The 18,791-nt window shown below is 71.4% G+C and carries 15 protein-coding genes; 2 read left to right on the forward strand and 13 right to left on the reverse strand.

Going from position 1 to position 18,791, the window contains the following annotated elements:
- Positions 1–99: 99 nt before the first annotated feature.
- From fxsT to pdxH, 6 genes are all read right to left on the reverse strand, one after another.
- Positions 100–4,077, reverse strand: a complete 3,978-nt coding sequence (fxsT, locus tag ABH931_RS08740; RefSeq protein ID WP_370111533.1) for an FxSxx-COOH system tetratricopeptide repeat protein — start codon at positions 4,075–4,077, stop codon at positions 100–102.
- On the reverse strand, positions 4,074–5,435 hold the full coding sequence (locus tag ABH931_RS08745) for a TIR-like protein FxsC (RefSeq protein ID WP_370111534.1): 1,362 nt from the start codon (positions 5,433–5,435) through the stop codon (positions 4,074–4,076). The genes fxsT and ABH931_RS08745 overlap by 4 nt, the downstream gene beginning before the upstream one ends.
- 85 nt (positions 5,436–5,520) lie before the next feature.
- A complete protein-coding gene (locus ABH931_RS08750) occupies positions 5,521–6,408 on the reverse strand; it encodes an aminoglycoside N(3)-acetyltransferase (protein WP_370111535.1) in 888 nt (295 codons plus the stop codon).
- Between the two features lie 2 nt (positions 6,409–6,410).
- A complete protein-coding gene (locus ABH931_RS08755) occupies positions 6,411–8,870 on the reverse strand; it encodes an FxsB family cyclophane-forming radical SAM/SPASM peptide maturase (RefSeq protein ID WP_370111537.1) in 2,460 nt (819 codons plus the stop codon).
- A 23-nt stretch (positions 8,871–8,893) separates the two neighbouring features.
- On the reverse strand, positions 8,894–9,076 hold the full coding sequence (gene sjiA / locus ABH931_RS08760) for an FXSXX-COOH family cyclophane-modified RiPP peptide SjiA (RefSeq protein WP_370111539.1): 183 nt from the start codon (positions 9,074–9,076) through the stop codon (positions 8,894–8,896).
- Between the two features lie 358 nt (positions 9,077–9,434).
- Positions 9,435–10,067 carry a pyridoxamine 5'-phosphate oxidase gene (gene pdxH, locus ABH931_RS08765; protein ID WP_370111685.1) on the reverse strand — a complete coding sequence of 211 codons (633 nt, stop codon included), beginning with the start codon at positions 10,065–10,067 and terminating at the stop codon, positions 9,435–9,437.
- 423 nt (positions 10,068–10,490) lie between these two features.
- On the opposite strand from pdxH, the gene ABH931_RS08770 reads away from it, so the two are divergent.
- On the forward strand, positions 10,491–11,591 hold the full coding sequence (locus ABH931_RS08770; protein WP_370111541.1) for a citrate synthase 2: 1,101 nt from the start codon (positions 10,491–10,493) through the stop codon (positions 11,589–11,591).
- 287 nt (positions 11,592–11,878) lie between these two features.
- Positions 11,879–12,997 carry a phosphoserine transaminase gene (gene serC / locus ABH931_RS08775; protein WP_370111542.1) on the forward strand — a complete coding sequence of 373 codons (1,119 nt, stop codon included), beginning with the start codon at positions 11,879–11,881 and terminating at the stop codon, positions 12,995–12,997.
- A gap of 60 nt (positions 12,998–13,057) precedes the next feature.
- Here the strand turns inward: serC and ABH931_RS08780 are convergent, their stop codons facing one another.
- The 7 genes from ABH931_RS08780 to ABH931_RS08810 all read right to left on the reverse strand — a co-directional run bounded on the left by ABH931_RS08780 (position 13,058) and on the right by ABH931_RS08810 (position 18,672).
- The gene (locus ABH931_RS08780; RefSeq protein ID WP_370111544.1) at positions 13,058–13,636 is read right to left on the reverse strand and encodes a hypothetical protein; all 579 of its coding nucleotides are present in this window, start codon (positions 13,634–13,636) and stop codon (positions 13,058–13,060) included.
- Positions 13,637–13,860: 224 nt separating this feature from the next.
- On the reverse strand, positions 13,861–14,862 hold the full coding sequence (locus ABH931_RS08785) for a LacI family DNA-binding transcriptional regulator (RefSeq protein WP_370111546.1): 1,002 nt from the start codon (positions 14,860–14,862) through the stop codon (positions 13,861–13,863).
- A gap of 16 nt (positions 14,863–14,878) precedes the next feature.
- The gene (locus ABH931_RS08790; protein ID WP_370111548.1) at positions 14,879–15,211 is read right to left on the reverse strand and encodes a DUF4229 domain-containing protein; all 333 of its coding nucleotides are present in this window, start codon (positions 15,209–15,211) and stop codon (positions 14,879–14,881) included.
- Positions 15,212–15,326: 115 nt separating this feature from the next.
- The gene (locus tag ABH931_RS08795; protein WP_370111549.1) at positions 15,327–15,851 is read right to left on the reverse strand and encodes an N-acetyltransferase family protein; all 525 of its coding nucleotides are present in this window, start codon (positions 15,849–15,851) and stop codon (positions 15,327–15,329) included.
- A gap of 14 nt (positions 15,852–15,865) precedes the next feature.
- Positions 15,866–17,029 carry an aminofutalosine synthase MqnE gene (gene mqnE, locus ABH931_RS08800; protein ID WP_370111551.1) on the reverse strand — a complete coding sequence of 388 codons (1,164 nt, stop codon included), beginning with the start codon at positions 17,027–17,029 and terminating at the stop codon, positions 15,866–15,868.
- Between the two features lie 184 nt (positions 17,030–17,213).
- The gene (locus ABH931_RS08805; RefSeq protein WP_370111553.1) at positions 17,214–18,185 is read right to left on the reverse strand and encodes a threonine/serine dehydratase; all 972 of its coding nucleotides are present in this window, start codon (positions 18,183–18,185) and stop codon (positions 17,214–17,216) included.
- A gap of 7 nt (positions 18,186–18,192) precedes the next feature.
- Positions 18,193–18,672, reverse strand: a complete 480-nt coding sequence (locus tag ABH931_RS08810) for an Lrp/AsnC family transcriptional regulator (protein ID WP_042453628.1) — start codon at positions 18,670–18,672, stop codon at positions 18,193–18,195.
- Between the last annotated feature and the right edge of the window lie 119 nt (positions 18,673–18,791).

An 18,791-nucleotide genomic window follows, 5' to 3' on the forward strand; every position in this document is an offset into this window, starting at 1 on the left:
GCGGATGGCCCTGTTCGATGAGGACCATCCGCACGCCGGTGGCTCGTCGCGCAGTTCCCCGCGCCCCTGGTGGTGCAACCACAGGTGGGAGCGGAAGCCTCAGGCGGGGACGAGTTCGAGGTCGCGGCCCATGCGGCGCCAGGCGCGGGCGTGGTAGACGGTCGGGTGGGTGTCGCCGAGCTGGGCGACCAGCTGCTCGATCGCGCGGGAGCGCAGGTCCACCGCCTCCGTCTCGCGGCCGCGGTCCCGCAGGGTGATGGCCAGGTTGCTCTGGCAGACCAGCGCGTCCGGGTGCTTCTCCCCGTAGCGGGTCGCCAGACCCTCCAGCGCCTGCCGGCCCAGCTCCTCGGCCTTCGCCAACTCGCCTGACTCCCCGTAGGAGTTGGCGAGGTTGAGCATCGCGCACAGGGTGAACGGGTGCTCCGCGCCCAGCTGCGCGGTCAGCAGGTCCAGGGTGTTGGTGCCCAGGGCCACCGCCTCCCGCAGCTGCTGCGGCTGGCCCAGGTCGCGCAGGTAGATGGTGAGGTTGTTGGCGCAGATCAGGGTGAACGGGTGCTCCCGGCCGACGCTCTGCCGGTAGGACCGCAGCACCTCCTCCGCCATGTCTCGGGCCAGCTCCTTGTCGCCGGCCGCCGAGTGCTCCGCGGCGAGGTTCAGCGCGCAGGAGAGCGCGTCCGGCACCTCGGCGCCGTAGCGCTCCAGGTAGCGGTTGTAGGTGTCCATGGTGAGCCGCCGCGCCTCGCTCTGCTCCCCGGCCCGGCGTAGCGACACCGCGAGGCTCATCGTGTACCGCAGCGAGGCCAGGTCGGGCACCGGGACGGAGTACTCGTCACGGAACTCGTTCAGCAGGGTGATGGAGCGCCCGAAGTTGCCCAGCGCGCGCTCGTCCTCGGCCATCGACGCCTTCGAGACCAGGGTGTACGGGTGGGTGACGCCCAGTGCGTCCCGGCGCAGGCGGTGGGCCTCCTCGTCGAGGATGCGGGCCGCCTCGTAGTCGCCGTTGAACCGGTAGTCGATGGCCAGGTTGTGGGCGACGTTGAGGGTGCGCCGGTCCTCCTCGCCCAGCTCCTCCTTCATCTTCAGGTACGTCTGCTGGTCACGCCGGAGCGCCTCGGGGTACCGGCCGAGCATCCGCAGGTCGGCGGCGAGGGAGCCGGCGGTCATCAGGGTGAGCGGGTGGTCGGCCCGCATCACCCGCGCCTGCCGGTCGAAGGTGTCCTGGTCCATCGCCAGGCACTCCTGGAACAGGCCCTTGCTGCGCAGCACGCTGGCGAGCTGGAAGCGCAGTTGCAGGGTCTGCCGGTCGTCCTCGCCCAGCTTCTCGGTCCAGGTGCTGTCCAGGCGTCGGCCCAGGCTCTCGGCGCGGTCCAGGTCACCGCGCTTCCACAGGTAGCGGACGCGGTCGATGAGCAGCTGCCGGGTGTCGGCCTCGTCGCAGTTCTCCGCGTTCGAGGGTCCCAGGTGCGGCCAGATCAGCTCGAAGGCGGGCCAGTTCTCCGGGTCGTCGGTGTCGCCGATGTTGGGGCGGGCGCCGACCAGCACGCGGTGGACCTCGTGGACCAGGTCCTCGTTCTCCTCGGGGCTCAGCTGGGCCCTGATCACCGCCTGGACCATCCGGTGCACCTGGAAGGTGCGGTTGCTGTTGTCGACCTTGGCCAGCCCGTACCGGCCGACCGCCCGGATCACCTGGCCCATCATGTTCTTGTCGCGCAGCTCCTCGTCGAAGGGGAGCAGTGCCTTCATCATCTGGTCGGTGTAGAAGACGCTGAGGGCGATCGAGTCCGGCGCGAGGAAGGCGCACATCTGGAGCAGTCTGACCGCAGCGGGCATCTGCTCGCGCAGCCGGGAGATGGAGACGTTCCAGGTCGCCCCGAAGGTGCTCGGGTAGTCGTCGGGGCGGGTGACCGCGAGCGCGTCGACGGCCGCCTCCCGCAGCTGGTCCACATAGGTGGCGACGGGGACGCCGGTGGTCTCCAGCCAGGCGGAGGCGATCTCCACGGCCAGCGGCAGGTCACCGACGGCCTCGGCGACCATGGCGGCCTCCTGCGCGGACAGCGCGGGGGCGCGGCGGCACAGGTGCTCGATGCTCTCCTCCCGCCGGAAGACGTCGACCTCCAACGCCTCCGCGTGGTTGTTCCAGGACTGGTTGCGTGAGGTGACCAGGACGTCGCCGGAGCCGCCGGGGAAGAACTGCACGATCTGCGACGGGTCGTCGGCGTTGTCGAAGATCAGCAGCCAGCGCCTGGCCTTCGGGTGGGTGCCCACCCGCAGCGTCTCCTTGACCAGTTCGGCGTTCTCGTTCGCGTTCTCGCCGACGCGCAGCTCCAGGCGGCGGCCCAACTCGGTGAGGGAGACGGCGACCTGCTCGGGCTGTTCCGCCTCGATCCACCAGACCAGGTCGTAGTCGGCCATGAAGCGGTGCGCGTACTCCAGCGCGACCTGGGTCTTGCCGACGCCGCCGAGGCCGTAGAGGGTCTGCGGGGTCGGCAGCACCACGGTGGAGCGGCGGTCGCGGTGCCGGCCGCGCAACTGGTCGCGGAGCCGGTCCAGCACGGCGGCGCGGCCGGTGAAGGAGGGATTGCGCAGGCGCAGGTTCCAGATGGCCGGCCGCCGGCCGGGAAAACGCGGGCCCTCGCCGGGGACGATGTCGCTGAGGCCCGGGTCGGGCAGACCGACGGTCCGCAGCAGTACCGAGCGGGCCGAGTCCTCCTCCAGCCGGAACAGCTCGACGGAGTTGCCGCCCAGGGAGGTGACCGAACGGGTGTCGCTGACCCGGACGGTGATCACGTCGGGCTGCTCCTGCGTGCGCTCGCCGACCAGCAGGTCCCGGGCCAGCCGGGACTGGACAGCGCGGGCGTAGGCCTGGCTCCAGACCGCCACGGTGCGGGTGACCGACTCGCGGATGCGGTCCTCGCCGCGCGGCAGCGAACCGAGCTCCCGCGGCATGACCCGCAGTCCGGCGCGGGTGAGCACCCACTCGATCCACTCCGCCCACATCCGGTCCTCGGAGGCGTAGGAGAGGATCACGTCCTCGCGCGCGGTGGGCCGGGGCCTGGTGAACAGCTCGGTGTAGTGGAGCCGGACGTCCTCGTCCATCGGCGGCAGCGCGCTGACCCGGTTGAAGGTGACCGAGGTGACCAGGCGTTCGCAGGCGGAGAGCATCGAGGTCGGCGAGCCGGGCTTGTCACCGAAGGGCGCGAGGATCTCCTCGTAGGCGTAGTAGGGCTGGTAGGGGATCTCCACCGAGTCCCAGTGGTGGTCCCTGGCACTCTCGGTGAGCCCCTGCGGCAGCCCGGTGAACCGGCGCCGGGCCAGCGCCCGGCCCGCGTCGGCCTTGCTCTTCTCGCCGTCGTCGATGCGCATCGGCACCGGCAGGATACGGATGCCGCGGTTGTAGTGCCGCTCGGTGATCTTGCGGGCGATCTCGGCGGCGCCCTCGATGTTCTGGTTGCTCAGGGTGAAGCAGACGACCAGGTCGTCGGGGAGTTCGACGGTGCAGATCTCCTGGATGTCGGAGAGACCGGTCCGGCTGTCGATCAGGATGTAGTCGTACTGACGCCGCATGTCGGCGCGCAGGGCCTTGAAGAACTCCGCTCCGTGGCGGCGGCGGTAGAAGTCGTCCCAGTTGATGTTGGCGACCATGGCGCCGTAGTCGCTGTGGGCCTGGCCGGCCGGGAGGAAGTCCAGGCAGCCCTCGCCGGGGAAGCCGGACCAGTTCAGCGACAGGATGTGCGGCATCACCCGCGCCCAGTCGCCCACCGCCTCGGGGTCGAACTCCTCGCCCTCCATGGGGGCGTCGCAGTAGTCGTAGATGAGGTCGATGACGCCGGTGGACGCGTCGAGTGCGGCCTGCTCCAGGAACGGGGCGAAGAACCGGTGCAGGCCCGGTGCCTCCAGGTCCCAGTCCACGGTCAGCACCCGGTAGCCGTTGGCGGCCAGGATCCAGGCACTGTTGGCCAGCGCCATGGTGCGGCCGGTGCCCCCCTTGTAGGAGTAGAAGGTCACGACCCGACCGTCGCGTTGCCCGCGCCCGGGCAGACCCGGCTCGGTGTCGAACTCGGGCTGTGTCGCGGTCATGGAGTCCCTCCCCCACGGACGGGTGACGATTGCTCGTCCGGCTCGGTGGCAGGCGCGGAACCGTTGACCGGTTCGGGCCCTCGCTTGATGTGCTCGTCGCGCAGGTTGGGCCGGGCCGGGGGCGATCCGCCCGGCTCCGGTCCCACCGGCCGGCCCCCGTCGGGGCCGCCGTCCAGGTCCTCGAAGCCGTGCATCGCGCTCAGCGCCACGTGCGGCAGTATCCGTTCGAACTCGTCCAGGCTGGCCGTCACGTCGACGCCGCGCAGCCGCGCCCGTTGCAGGCGCTGGGCGCGCAGGTTCACGAGGGTCTGTTCGGCCAGCAGGCGCAGCTCCTCGCGGCGTGTGACGCACTCCGGGTCCTGTGGGTCCCAGGGTTCCATCAGGCCGACCCAGGCGGGGTTGTGGGCGTCGAGTCTGCGGAGCGTCTCGCGTTGCCCCGGGTCCAGCAGCGTCCAGCGGTCGAGCAGCAGCAGGAACGGGGCCTCGGGTTGCCGGCCGGCCAGCAGCTTGGCGGCCTCGTCCGCGAACGGCTCGATGGTGGTGTGGAACTCCCACTCGCGGGCCACCGCCGCGGCCCGGCGCGCGATCGGGTCGGCGGTCTGCTCCCGGAACGGCCGCCACTCGTCGGGGCCGGTGCCGTAGGCGCCCTGGGCCCGCCCCTCGGGCAGGTGCCCCAGATCGCAGGCGGCCACCGAGATGCGCAGCGTCCGGCGCCGCCCGGGTGGGGGAAAGGCCGAGTCGTACTCCTGGAAGTCCCGGCAGGCGCCGATGCGCACCCGCATCTCCTCGGACACGTCCACGATCCGCTGGGCGAGCCGGTAGACGGCCAGCTGGTAGTCGGACTGGAAGGTGCTGACCTTCAGCAGGGGCTGCATGCCCTCGGTGCGGTAGCCGTCGCCGAATGCCTGGTGGTCGAACTGGAGTGCCTTGGCGACCGGAGGCAACCGGTCCTCGGGCACCCGGACCCACTGCACCGGCACGATGGCCGTGGAGGCCGCGCCCGGTGCCACCGAGATCACCTCGCGGGAGGCGAAGGCCGCCCACTCCTGACCGCAGGCCTGGCTCTTGAAGTAGTGCACGGAGTAGAGCGGCACGAAGACGCGGCAGTGCGCGAGCATCTCGCTGATCCGCTCCGACCAGCCGTCCCCGACGTTGAGGCCGGAGTCCATGAAGCCCGGGGGCTCGGTCGCGTCCCAGCCCGACAGGTCGGTCACGGCCTCGCAGAGGTCACGGAAGAGCCGGGTCTCCCACAGGTTGGAGACACTGCGTGGGCGTCCCGCCCCGCGCGGGGAGTGCGCGTAACTCAGAAAGAAGATCGGGCGAGGGATGCCCTCGTCCCAGCCCTCCTGGTCGGTCACACTCGCACCCCCGAACGATGTTGCCGTCGTGGTAACGATGGAACCGCTCCTATTGATGCTCCGTCAACACCGTGTCGAAGAAGGTCTAGTGGACCCAGGGGCGGCTCGTCACGACGCCCTCCTCGAGCAAACGGACCGCGGCGTCGACCGCCGGCACGATCGGGACCAGCACCGCCTCGGCGTCCCCGACCCACCAGCGCCGCAACCGGGGGGCGAGCTCGCGCTCGACATGCTCGCCCAAGGCCGCGAAGTGGCCCTCGAACAGGTCGAGGTCCTCGAAGGCGATCCACCGGCCCCGCGGCGCGCCGTCGGAGACGACCTTGGCGTGGTAGGTCTTGCGCGGCAACGTCGGCACCAGGTAGTCGGCCAGATGGAAGGGCGTGAACCTGAGCCACGGCACGCCGATCAACAGCCCGTAGCCGCCCCGGCGGTAGAGCTCGCCCAGCGGGGAGTCCGGGCCGAGGTGCTGCTCGACCGGATGCCGGCGGGTGATCTCCTCGGCGTCCTCGCCGAGCGCGGCGAAGGAGGTCTGCGGATGGCTGCTGCGGCACGCCCGCGGATCGCGGCGCAGCAGTTCGGACAGGATGCCGACGCCGGGCGAGGCGGGGGTGCGGACGGGGTCGAACGGCGGCAGCGCCGCGTCGTAGGCCGCCCGCTCGTCGTCGCCCATGCCGGTGGTGGCCCCGACGTAGGCGGGCGAGGTGCGGGAGTTCTCCGGCGTCGCGGTGTAGCCGACCAGGGTGCCGAACCCGTCCAGCCGCTCCACGAGCGCGTCGAGCAGCGCGCCGGGGCCGGGCCCGCCCAGGGCGCCGCGGCGGACCCGCGAGTAGGACGCCTGCACCAGCACGGTGGCGTCCCTGGGCAGGCCGAGGTTCTTCAGATCCGCGCGGAACCCGGCCCGGAGCCGGTCGGCCTCCCGGCCCTCGCCGTCGCGGGCCGCACCGCCGTGGCTCCTGCCATCGTGCTGACGCATGGTCAGTCCCCTACCAGAACAGGCGTCTCCGCCCTCGCCCCCGCCTCCGTCAGTTCGTCGAACCAAGGGGACACGGTAGCGCGCATGGCCCCGACAAAGCGCTCCCCCTGCGGGGTCAGGCTGCCGGAATCGGCCAGGGTCACCACCGCGGCATGGGTGTGCCGCAGCCAGTGCTCGTACTCGGACCTGGCGTGGGCGACGGCCTCCGGAGCCGCTCCCGCCTCGGTCAGCTCCCGCTCGCGCACCCGCCAGTACTCGACCACGGCGATGTGGGCGTAGGTGCCCTGGAACAGCCCCTCGAACGGCCGGGGGTCGGGCCGCCACGGGGCACGGTAGGTGCGGACGTCGTGCCGGTCGAACAGGTCGTCCACGTCGAAGATCGCACCGAGCTTGACGTGCTGGAACTCGTGCACCAGCAGCAGGGCCAGGTACTCGGGCGTCTCCGGCAGGGCGACCCCGACGTTGCCGAAGGCGTCCCGGGCGGCGCCGCTGACGGCGCTTCCGGCCTCTCCCGGTCGCAGCGGGGTGACCGTGCCGAGCCCCACGCGCAGACCGTCCGCGTACGCGGGCATCCGGTGCCGGATCCAGGACCAGGCACCCTCCAGCCGCTCGCGCCAGAGCTCGGCGTCCTTGGCCGGGAGCCGCTCCGCCGCCTCCCAGTTGTGCTGGAGCCGACGCGGGTCGAGGTCCTCGACGTTGATCCGCCAGGCCTCGCCGGGCGAGGCCTCGTGCAGGGTCCAGCCGCGCAGCGGCTGCCAGGCGGGCTGCCGCTCGGGGGCTCGCAGCTCCACCCGCAGGGGCGCGAGGCCTGCGCCGGCCTCGACCGTGAAGCCCGCCGCGTCGCCGCGCAGCGTCACCGCCGCCGCCCCGGCGAGGCTCTCGGGGAGGCCGAGCACCCCCAGCGTCGGCAACAGCAGCCGGCCGGCGCGCACCGGGACGGCGAGCTCCACTGCCACTGCGGCCAGCACCGCCGCGGCGGCGGCGAGTTCGGCCACCCCGCCCAGCAGCTCGTCCGCGCCCGCCGTCGCGTCGGCCCTCAGGCAGGCAAGCGCCCACGGGCGCAGGTAGGGGTGGCTCAGCACCTTGTCCAGCTCGGCGGGGGCCTCGGCGTCCAGCCGGGCGAGCACGGCCCACAGCACCTGGGCGTCGGCGCGTCCCGGCTCCAGCTGTTCGATACGGGCGGCCAGTTCGTCCAGCAGGGCGCGCCCGAGCGAGACCTGGGCGGCCCGCAGCGCGCCGACCGCCTCGGCGCCGCCGCGGCCGGTGGCGAGCTGGTCGAAAAGGGGCTGCGGCAGCAGGGCCTGCGCCGCCTCGTGCTCGTCGGCCACGCCGAAGTGCTCCTTGGTACGGACGATGAAGTGCTTCAAGTCGTCGCAGTAGACGCTGGGATGGTCGAAGGCGTCGGCCGGGTCGGGCTCCGCGCGGTAGCGGTGGGCGTAGAGGCCGCCGCCGCAGGAGGTGACCACGGGGCAGGCCCGGCACTGCGCGGACAGACCGGCCAGGCCGAGCTGGCGGCTCAGCAGGGCGGGGTGCTCGGCGGCCTTGTCGAAGGGGTCGTGCAGCACGTCGAACTCGGTGGCCGGGGCTCCGTCGTAGGCGGTCTTCAGGGAGTCGGCCTGCTCCAGGCTGCCGTCGGTCTCGACGACGAGCAGATCGGCCTTGGCGAGGCCGAGCGACTCCGTCAGGCTGTCCCCGCGGAACAGGGTGCTGAGCACGGAGTCGAAGAAGCGCACGGGCACCGGACGCCCCTGGGCGTCCCAACGCGTCATCACGGCCAGCAGCCAGTCCGCGTACGGCGTCGGCCCGGCACCCTCGGGGCGCAGCGGCGGCTCCTCCCAGGTGGCGTGCGGGAGGAGGAAGTCGATGCGGGGCGGATCCAGCGCGCGGAGCGCGTCGTAGACGGCCACCGGGTCGTTGCGCACGTCGATGGTGCAGAGCAGGCCCGCGAAGAGCGGACGCCAGCGAGGCGTCTTCAGCAGCTCGACGGCCCGGACCACCTTGGCGAAGCTGCTGCGGCCGTTGCGGTAGCGGCGGTGCAGGTCGTTCGCGGCCTGGTCGCCGTCCAGGGAGATACCGACCTTGATGTCATAGGCCCGGAAGAGCTCCAGGTGGCGTTCGTTCAACGTCACGCCGTTGGTGTGGATCCGCAGATCCAGGGCGCAGACGCCCTCCAGGGCGGCGGTCAGCTCCTTGGCCGCCAAGGCGAGCCGATCGACCCCCGCGAGCAGGGGCTCTCCCCCGTGAAGCACCACGTGGACGGCCGGTAGCCGGTGGGTTCGCGCGTGATCGGCGATCCGCTCCGCCGTGGCACGAACGATCTCGTCGGACGGCGTCATGGGTCGCCGCACCCAACTGGTGTCCGCGTGCTCGTAGACGTAGCAATGATCACAAGCGAGGTCGCACCTGCTGTGCATCTTGATCACGAACTGTGAGAAGGATGCACCGGTGTCCACGATGTCCATGTGCCCGAGAGCCCGAGCCTCCGTCAGATGGATGAGCAGAAGGCTGCGACATCCAGCTTGGCGATGCCGTTGTCAGGCAGGGCCCGGCTGATCAGATGCGCCGGGGCGACGGCATCACGACGGGACAGCTGGAGCGGACGGGCCGCGCTGTCGGAGGATTCGGGCGCGGCGGCCTCGGACGGCTCGGGCGCGAGGTGAGTGTTCACAGGGACCCCTCGGGGTGTGAGTGGAGGACCTCGCCCAATGCGGCTCGGGCGCGCTGACCTGCGTGAACCGCCATTTCAGCCGCTCAAACCTTCTTCAGGCGATTATTGTGCTCAAGCTACAGCACCAGGCGACCCTCTGCGCGTTGATCGGCGACATCAGAAAATGCCGTCGCGAAGGAATAGCCAGCTCACGCGGCCGAGGCCGGAAAATCGTTACAGAGGCGAAACATCCGAACGGGCTACGGCTCGCACGCGTGTCACCAGGACCTCCAGCACCGTTGACACTGCGTGCTCCTGACGCCCCGCCAGGACGGACCCCGCACCTTCACTCTAACGGCCGAACAGACTTGCGGCACGTCTAAGGACAAAGTCGCTCGACCCGCCAGCCGGTGGGCGCGGTGGGGTCGGCGTCGTACCGCAGACGGTCGTGCAGACGATTCTCGCGACCCTGCCAGAATTCGACGGATTCCGGGGCGACACGGAAGCCTCCCCAGAATGGCGGAACGGGAACACCCTCCCCTTCCGGATAGCGCGTGGCGAGATCCGCGTAACGCTGCTCCAGCTCCACGCGGGAGGCCACCGGGCGGGACTGCTCACTGGCCCAGGCACCGAGCTGCGAGCCGTGCGGACGGGAGCGGAAGTACCCGGCGGTCTCGTCGCGGCCGACGCGGACCGCGGTGCCGGTGACGATCACCTGGCGGGCGATCGGGTGCCACGGGAAGAGCAGCGCGATGTGCGGGTTGCCGGCGAGGTCGCGGCCCTTGCGGGAGTCGTAGTTGGTGTAGAAGACGAAGCCGCGCTCGTCGTAGCCCTTCAGCAGCACCGTGCGCAGGCTCGGCCGGCCGGACTCGTCCACCGTGGAGACGACCATGGCGTTCGGCTCGTCGAGCCCGGCGTGCTGCGCGTCGACGAACCAGCGGGTGAACTGCTGGACCGGGTCCGCCGCGAGCTCCGCCTCCAGCAGGCCCGCCGCCCGGTACTGGCGGCGCATGTCCGCCGGGTCGACGTGGCCGAGCGGCGCGAGGGGGCCGTGGTCCGGCGCGAGGGGGGCATCCGATGCATGCACCCCGCCATCATCCCAGGCGGGGCCGGACGGCTTGGCTGAACAGACCGGGAAGATCGCTCGACGGCATGGATTCTCTCGACATCGAGAGAGTATCGTTGCCGAGCTCCGTCGACGAAGCCGGAGGCAGCAGGTGAATACGACGCGTGTGCAGGGCATCACCGTCGTGGGATCTGGCGCGATGCACCCAGTGCCTGACACTCTGACACTGCGTGCCACGCCCACCCGCACCGCACCTGCCGCGCGACCGCGCGGCCACAAAACCAGAGACGACTTGGCCACACCACCAAGCCTTCCGTCGATCCGACCGGTCACGACAGACCGGTCCGAGCAGATCAGAGGAGCCGCCTGATGTCCGACTTCGTACCCGGGCTCGAAGGAGTCGTTGCGTTCGAGACGGAGATCGCCGAACCCGACAAGGAGGGCGGCTCCCTCCGCTACCGCGGTGTCGACATCGAGGAGCTGGTCGGCCACATCTCCTTCGGCAACACCTGGGGCCTGCTGGTCGACGGCAAGTTCAACCCCGGCCTGCCGCCGGCCGAGCCGTTCCCGATCCCGGTCCACTCCGGCGACATCCGCGTCGACGTCCAGTCCGCCCTGGCGATGCTCGCGCCGGTGTGGGGCCTGCGTCCGCTCCTCGACATCAGCGCCGAGCAGGCCCGCGACGACCTCGCCCGCGCCGCGGTGATGGCCCTCTCCTACGTGGCGCAGTCGGCCCGTGGCCAGGGCCTGCCGATGGTCCCGCAGAGCGAGATCGACAAGGCCGAGACCATCGTCGAGCGCTTCATGATCCGCTGGCGCGGCGAGCCGGACCCGAAGCACGTCAAGGCCGTCGACGCGTACTGGACCTCCGCGGCCGAGCACGGCATGAACGCCTCCACGTTCACCGCCCGCGTCATCGCCTCCACCGGCGCGGACGTGGCCGCGGCGCTCTCCGGCGCCGTCGGCGCCATGTCCGGCCCGCTGCACGGCGGCGCGCCCTCCCGCGTGCTCGGCATGATCGAGGACATCGAGCGGACCGGCGACGCGGTCGCCTACGTCAAGAACGCCCTCGACAAGGGCGAGCGCCTGATGGGCTTCGGCCACCGCGTCTACCGCGCCGAGGACCCGCGCGCCCGCGTGCTGCGCCGCACGGCGCAGGAGCTGGACGCTCCGCGCTTCGAGGTCGCCGCGGCGCTGGAGAAGGCCGCCCTGGAGGAGCTGCACGCGCGTCGCCCCGACCGCGTCCTGGCCACCAACGTGGAGTTCTGGGCCGCCATCGTCCTGGACTTCGCCGAGGTCCCGGCGCACATGTTCACCTCGATGTTCACCTGCGCCCGCACGGCCGGCTGGTCCGCGCACATCCTGGAGCAGAAGCGCACGGGCCGCCTGGTCCGCCCCTCCGCCCGCTACATCGGCCCGGGCACCCGCAGCGTCCGCGACATCGAGGGCTACGCGTCCATCGGGCACTGACCCCTTCAGGGGCGCGAGGCCCTGCTCGATGAACCGCGTGTGCGACAAGTCACCCCGTGTGGTGAGTCGCCGCACGCGCAGGGCCATCCGCACGCCGGTGGTTGCTCGCGCACAGCCCCGCGCCCCCGAGGTGCCGCCACTTCAGGCGGCAACCACCGCGACCGCCCGCGCCCACGCGCCGAAGGCGCGAATCGGCACAGCCCCGCGCCCCCGAGGTGCTGCAAGTGATCCATCTCAGCCAACGGACCCGTGGATTCACGCAAGGTCGCAGCCGATAGGCTTCCGCCGTGGCTGATATCCAGATCCCCGCTGACATCCGGCCCGCTGACGGCCGTTTCGGCGCAGGTCCGTCCAAGGTCCGGCCGGAGGCGCTCAGCGCCCTTGCCGCGACCGGTAGCTCCCTGCTCGGTACCTCCCACCGCCAGGCCCCGGTCAAGAACCTGGTCAAGCGCGTGCGCGAGGGCATCGGCAGCCTCTTCTCGCTGCCGGAGGGCTACGAGGTCGTCCTCGGCAACGGCGGCTCCACCGCGTTCTGGGACATCGCCGCCTTCGGGCTGGTCGAGAACAAGTCCCAGCACCTCAACTTCGGCGAGTTCTCCTCCAAGTTCGCGGGAAGCGTCAAGGCCGCCCCGTGGCTGGCCGAGCCCACCGTGATCAAGTCCGAGCCGGGCACGCACCCGCTGCCGCAGGCCGAGGCCGGGGTCGACGTCTACGCGCTGACCCACAACGAGACCTCGACCGGTGTCGCCATGCCGATCCGCCGGGTCGCGGGCGCCGACGAGGGCGCGCTCGTGCTGGTGGACGCCACCTCCGGCGCCGGCGGTCTGCCGGTGGACATCACCGAGTCGGACGTCTACTACTTCGCGCCGCAGAAGAGCTTCGCCTCCGAGGGCGGCCTGTGGATCGCGGTCTTCTCCCCCGCCGCGCTGGAGCGCGCCGCGCGCATCGCCGCGTCCGGCCGTTACATCCCGCCGTTCTTCGACCTGCCGACGGCCATCGACAACTCGTCGAAGGACCAGACGTACAACACCCCGTCCATCTCCACGCTGTTCCTGCTCGCGGACCAGCTGGACTGGATGAACGACAACGGCGGTCTGGCCTTCACCACCGGCCGCACCGCGGACTCCTCCTCGCGCCTGTACACCTGGGCCGAGAAGTCGTCCTACGCGAACCCGTTCGTCGCCAACCCGGCCGAGCGCTCGCAGGTCATCGGCACGATCGACTTCGACGACTCGATCGACGCCGCCGCGATCGCCAAGGCGCTGCGCGCCAACGGCATCGTGGACACCGAGCCCTACCGCAAGCTGGGCCGCAACCAGCTGCGCGTCGCGATGTTCCCGGCGATCGACCCGGCCGACGTCGAGGCGCTGACGGCCTGCATCGACCACGTGATCGAGAAGCTGTAGCCACCACGCGCACACGGAAGGGGCGGGCCACAAGGCCCGCCCCTTCACGCGTTCAGCGCGTCACGTGTGGGCGACCGGCAGCGGCAGGCTGAGGCCCAGACCGGCGACGGTCTGGGTGACCACGGCCAGCAGGTCGGTGACGACGGCCGTCAGTGCCGCGGTGACCTTGCCGGGATCGGGCGGAACCGTCGTCAGCGCTGCCACCAGGGCCGTGAGGTCCCCCTGGAGCTTCGTCAGCGCGTCGCCCAGCGGGTTCGGGACCGGCAGCGGCGGCAGCCCGTGCGGGGCGGGCTTGCCGGTGACGGGCAGCGGCGGAGCGGGCAGGGAGGACTTCAGGTCGGTGATGGCACTGGTGAGCTGGGTCAGCAGACCCTGGACCGCCGAGGTGTCCGGCGGAGTCTTCCCAGCGGCCGCGGTGAGCTGGCCGATGAGGTCCTGGACGACCCCCAGCTTGCCGAGCACGGACAGGGCGGTGGTGGGGTCGGCAGCGGGGATCAGCCCGTGATGGCCCACGCTCTGGTGGGCCTGCGTACCGACGGGCTGCGGTGCGGCCTCCGCGGTCGCCACCAGGCCACTGCCCGCCAGGACGGCGGCCAGGGTGGCACCTGCGATCACGGAGTGGACGCGCTTGAGACGCATGAGCGTGACTTCCCTCGTTCAAATCGGGATTGGTCGGACTCGCTCAAGTTCACCCCGACCGTCACTCTCGGCAACGCGGGAGATCCAAACGGTTATCACCCACATGCCTACCGCAAGGCGGCACCGATCACGACAGCGATCAGGAGCAGCACCAATGCGGCGGTGACGACGCGGGTTCGGGTCTTGGGATCCACGCGTTCAGCCTATCCCCCGGTCGAACCCGCTCAGCGTCCGGTGGACCGGCGGACGACCAGCCGCGTCGGCAGCGGCGCCGGGTCCGCGACGGCCTCGCCCGCGCCCAGCGCGGCGAGCAGGCGCACCCCCGCCGCGCCCAGACGCTCGCCGGGCAGGTCGACGGTGGTGAGCGCGGGCGCGAACAGCGGCGCGGCCACGATGTTGTCGATGCCGACGACGGAGAGGTCCTCGGGGATGCGCAGGCCCAGCTCGGCGGCCACGTGGTAGACCCCGGCGGCGACCACGTCGTCGTCGCAGACGACGGCGCGGGGGCGGCCCTCGGCGGCGGCGAGGAGGGACCGTGCCGCCTCCCTGGCGGCCTCCAGGCCGCCGTTGACGGAGACGCCGACCTCCACGACCTCCGCGCCCGCCGCGGCCGCCTCGAAGCCCGCCTGGCGGGCCCGGAAGGTGTGCGCGGACTCGATCGACCGCAGGTGGCCGAGCCGCCGGTGCCCGAGCTCGCGCAGGTGCGTGACGGCGGCGGCCATCCCGGCGCCGACGTCGAGCTGCTGGGTGCGGCGGCGGGCGTGTCCCGCGCCGAGCGCCGGGTCGGCGTCGAGGAAGACGACGGGCACGTCGTCGGGCAGGTCGCCGCCGAGCTGGCTGTCGTCGGGCGAGCAGATCAGCAGGCCGTCGTACTGGCCGCCGCGCGCGGCGCGGGCCAGCACGGCGTGGTCCCACGCGGAGGAGACGACGACGGAGAGACCGCCGCCCTCGGCCTCCGCCTGCGCGCCGGCCAGGACGCGGGCGAAGAACGGGCCGAGGATGTTCGGCACCGCCAGCAGCAGCATGCCGGTCCGGCCCAGCCGCAGCTGGCGGCCGGCCGCCTGCGGCGCGTAGCCGAGCTCGGTGGCGGCGGCGAGGACGCGTTCCCTGGTGGCCTCGGAGACGCGGTGCAGCGTGGAGCCGGAGCCGGAGAAGACCAGCGAGACGGTGGCCTGGGACACCCCGGCGCGCTCGGCGACGTCACGCCCGGTGGGACGGCGGTTCACCCGCGGGGTTCCGGGGTTACTTCTGGGCGCGGGCCGCGTCGTCCAGCGCGTCCTCGGCGGCGTTCTGCGCGGCGATGCGGCCGCTCATGCTCTGCTTGTCCGCCCTGCGGCGGGCGATCCCGCCGGTGATCTGCTCGGACACGGCGTCACGCTGCTTGCTCAGGATCACGAAGCTGATCGGCGCGGAGACGAGCGCGGCGATCATCAGCAGCAGGAAGACGCCGGAGGCGCCGGCCGTCACCGGGATCACCTTGACGTGGGCGAGCACCAGGGCGATCAGGAAGCAGGCCAGGAAGATGCTGGCGCGCATCGCGCTGTAGCGGAGGGTGGCGTGCGACTTGGTGCTCACGACGCGGATTCTCTTTCCCTACGGGGTTCCCTACGGGGAGGGCAATACCCCACAAGTGAAGCACGCGCCCCGGCGCGATCTTCACAGGGCTGTGGACAACGCGAGAAGGACCGCGTCAGCGCAGGTCGAGCCACATGAGGATGTCGTCGCGGTCGTCGCCGGGGCCGACCCGGATCGCGCCCGGCAGCCGGCCGACCTCCTTGTAGCCGCAGCGGGCGTAGAAGTGCTCCAGGCCGATGCCGCCCCGGCAGTCCAGCGACAGGGCGGAAAGGCCCCAGCCGCGGGCCAGCCGCTCCGCCTCCGCGAGCAGGGCGAGACCGTCGCCCCGGCCCTGGAAGTCGGGGTGCAGCATGACCCGGGCCAGGCCCCGCCAGTGGGCCTTGAGGCCGAAGCGGTTGTCGACGACGAAGAGCGCACCGGCCAGGCGGCCGCTCTCCACGTCGTGCGCGACGAGCAGGCGGTCGGCGCCGTCGCCCAGACCCGCGAAGGCGGCGAGCGCGGTCGGCCGGACGTCGTCCCGGCTCACCGGCGGCACGAATCCGATCGCGCCGCCGGCGTTGCTGGCGTCCGTCCAGACGCCGACGATCTCCTCGACGAGGCCGGGCGTGACCTCCGGATCGAGCGTGAAGCGCAGTGCCATGGAGCGGGCCGTCCTTAGAACCGCATCGGCTGCGGCGCCTCGCGGCGGGCGGCGTCCGGCCCCGGGTACTCGTTGATGATCTCGTAGCGGGTGTTCCGCTCGACCGGGCGGAAGCCCGCGTCGCGGATCAGGTCGAGCAGGTCGTCGCGGGTCAGCTTGTTCGGCGTGCCGAAGCCGTCCGCGTCGTGGGTGATCTTGTACTCGACGACCGAGCCGTCCATGTCGTCCGCGCCGTGGTTGAGCATCAGCTGGGCACCGGCCAGGCCGTGCATCACCCAGAAGACCTTGACGTGCGGCACGTTGTCGAAGAGCAGCCGGGAGACGGCGAAGGTCTTGATCATGTCCGCGCCGGTCGCCATGGTGGTGCGCGCCTGGAGCGTGTTGCGGATCTTGCCGTCTCGCGAGTCGTGGAAGTCGTGCTGGTAGCGCAGCGGGATGAAGACCTGGAAGCCGCCGGTCTCGTCCTGCAGCTCGCGCAGCCGCAGCACGTGGTCCACGCGGTGACGCGGCTCCTCGATGTGGCCGTAGAGCATCGTCGCCGGCGTCTTGAGGCCCTTGCTGTGCGCCAGGCGGTGGATGCGCGACCAGTCCTCCCAGTGGGTGTCGTGGTCGACGATGTGCTGCCGCACCTCCCAGTCGAAGATCTCGGCGCCACCGCCGGTCAGCGACTCCAGGCCGGCGTCGATCAGCTCGTCGAGGATCTCGTCGGCGGACAGGCCCGAGATCTTCTCGAAGTGGTGGATCTCGGTGGCGGTGAAGGCCTTCAGCCCGACGGTCGGCAGCGCCTCCTTCAGCGCCCGCAGCGAACGCGGGTAGTAGCGCCAGGGAAGGGTGGGGTGCAGGCCGTTGACGATGTGCAGCTCGGTGAGCTGGTCGGTCTCCATCGCCTTGGCGAGCTTGACCGCCTCCTCGATGCGCATCGTGTAGGCGTCCTTCTCGCCCGGCTTGCGCTGGAACGAGCAGTACGCGCAGGAGGCGGTGCAGACGTTGGTCATGTTCAGGTGGCGGTTGACGTTGAAGTGGACGACGTCGCCGTTCTTCTGCGTCCGAACGTGGTGGGCCAGCCCACCGAGCCACGCGAGGTCGTCGGTCTCGTAGAGCGCGATCCCGTCCTCACGGGTGAGCCGCTCCCCGGCGTAGACCTTCGCCTCCAGCTCGCGCTTCAGCCCTGCGTCCATCCGAGTTCCGCCTCCATCAGCGACCTGACAAATCCGTACGAGCCTACGCCCTGGGCAGATGCGGACCATCGTCAGGGGCGCGGGGAACCGCGCATGAAGCCACCCACCCACGTAGCGCGCCGAACGGGCGGGCCATCCGCACGCCGGTGGTTCTCGCGCGGTTCCCCGCGCCCCTGAGAGGCGGCTACGCCGCCAGCAGCTTTCCGAGGAGCGCAGGCTCCAGGTTGCCGCCGCTGAGGACCGCCGCGAAGCGCGAGCCCGGCAGGGCGTCGGCGTGGAAGAGGTAGGCAGCCGTCGTCACCGCGCCCGAGGGCTCCGCCACCAGGCGGCCCCTGCGGGCCAGGACGGCGACCGCCTCGGCGATCTCCTCCTCGGAGACGGTGATGATGTCGTCCACGTAGGCCTGCACGTGCTCCCACGGCAGCACGCCGAGCGAGGTCGTACGCAGGCCGTCCGCGATCGTGCGGTAGGTGTCCGAGTGGGGCCAGACGCGCCGTTCGCCGGCGCGGAAGCTGTCCGCCGCGTCGCCCGCCAGGGCGGGTTCGACGCCGATGACCCGCACGCCCGGCATCGTCAGCTTGAGCGCCGTCGCCACGCCGCTGATCAGCCCGCCGCCGCTGACCGGCACCAGGACGGTCTGGAGGTCCAGGTCCAGCATCGCGGCGTCGTCGGCGATCTCCAGGCCCGTCGTGCCCTGGCCCGCGATGATGTAGGGGTCGTCGTAGGGCGGCACCCAGACGTAGCCGTGGCGCTCTACCAGCTCCGCGGGGAGGTCGTCCCGCTGCGTCATGTCGACGAGGATCACCTCGGCGCCGAAGGAGCGGGTGTTCTCGACCTTCACCTCGGGTGAGGTGTCGGGCATGACGATGACGGCCTTGATGCCGAGCCGGCGCGCCGCGTAGGCCACCGCCTGGGCGTGGTTGCCGCTGGACTGCGCCACCACGCCGCGCGCCCGCTCCTCGTCCGTCAGCGCCGCCAGCCGGTTGTAGGCGCCGCGGATCTTGAACGCGCCGGTGGGTTGCAGGTTCTCCGGCTTCAGGTGCAGCGAACGCCCGGGGCGGTCGGCCCAGGGGCAGGGCAGCAGCGGGGTGCGCACCGCGACCCCGGCGATCCGTCGCTGCGCCTCGCGCAGCTCGTCCAGTGTCACCAGGGCCATGCGCGCATCACGCCTTTCGCGTCGCGTCCGTGAACTCGGTGTCGGGCAGTTCCACCGCGCGGTTCTCCCACTTGGTGGAGAGGACCACGGTGGTGCGGGTCCGGGCGACGCCCTTGGTGCCGGAAAGCCGCTTCACGATGGATTCGAGGCCGTCCACGTCGGGGACGCGGACCTTGAGCATGTAGGAGTCGTCGCCCGCGATGAACCAGCAGTCCTCGACGTCGGGCAGGTCGCGCAGCCGGGAGGCGACGTCGTCGTGGTCGGCGGCGTCGGTCAGCTGGAGGCCGATCAGGGCGGTGACGCCGAGGCCGAGCGAGGCGGGGTTGACCGTGGCGCGGTAGCCGGTGATGACGCCCGCCTGTTCGAGGCGGTTGATCCGGTCGGTCACGCTGGGGCCGGACAAGCCGACGAGCCGTCCCAGCTCGGCGTACGAGGCGCGACCGTTTTCACGCAGCGCCTGGATGAGCTGCCTGTCCACCGCATCCATGAGGAAAAACCTGGCCTTCCAATCGTTGGGGAACCTGCCGACAGTATCCGGATTCCAAAACTCCAGGCCGACGCGGCCCCCTGTTCGCAAAGAAGATACTCCGACGAGGTGACCCGCAT

The sequence above is a fragment of the Streptacidiphilus sp. MAP12-33 genome (assembly GCF_041261265.1).
Lineage (GTDB): Bacteria > Actinomycetota > Actinomycetes > Streptomycetales > Streptomycetaceae > Streptacidiphilus.

Coding starts and splice junctions, on each gene's coding strand:
- fxsT (WP_370111533.1), bottom strand. CDS start 4,077: ATGACCGCGACACAGCCCGAGTTCGACACCGAGCCGGGTCTGCCCGGG.
- ABH931_RS08750 (WP_370111535.1), bottom strand. CDS start 6,408: ATGCGTCAGCACGATGGCAGGAGCCACGGCGGTGCGGCCCGCGACGGC.
- ABH931_RS08755 (WP_370111537.1), bottom strand. CDS start 8,870: ATGGACATCGTGGACACCGGTGCATCCTTCTCACAGTTCGTGATCAAG.
- pdxH (WP_370111685.1), bottom strand. CDS start 10,067: ATGCGCCGCCAGTACCGGGCGGCGGGCCTGCTGGAGGCGGAGCTCGCG.
- ABH931_RS08770 (WP_370111541.1), top strand. CDS start 10,491: ATGTCCGACTTCGTACCCGGGCTCGAAGGAGTCGTTGCGTTCGAGACG.
- ABH931_RS08780 (WP_370111544.1), bottom strand. CDS start 13,636: ATGCGTCTCAAGCGCGTCCACTCCGTGATCGCAGGTGCCACCCTGGCC.
- ABH931_RS08795 (WP_370111549.1), bottom strand. CDS start 15,851: ATGGCACTGCGCTTCACGCTCGATCCGGAGGTCACGCCCGGCCTCGTC.
- mqnE (WP_370111551.1), bottom strand. CDS start 17,029: ATGGACGCAGGGCTGAAGCGCGAGCTGGAGGCGAAGGTCTACGCCGGG.
- ABH931_RS08805 (WP_370111553.1), bottom strand. CDS start 18,185: ATGGCCCTGGTGACACTGGACGAGCTGCGCGAGGCGCAGCGACGGATC.
- ABH931_RS08810 (WP_042453628.1), bottom strand. CDS start 18,672: ATGGATGCGGTGGACAGGCAGCTCATCCAGGCGCTGCGTGAAAACGGT.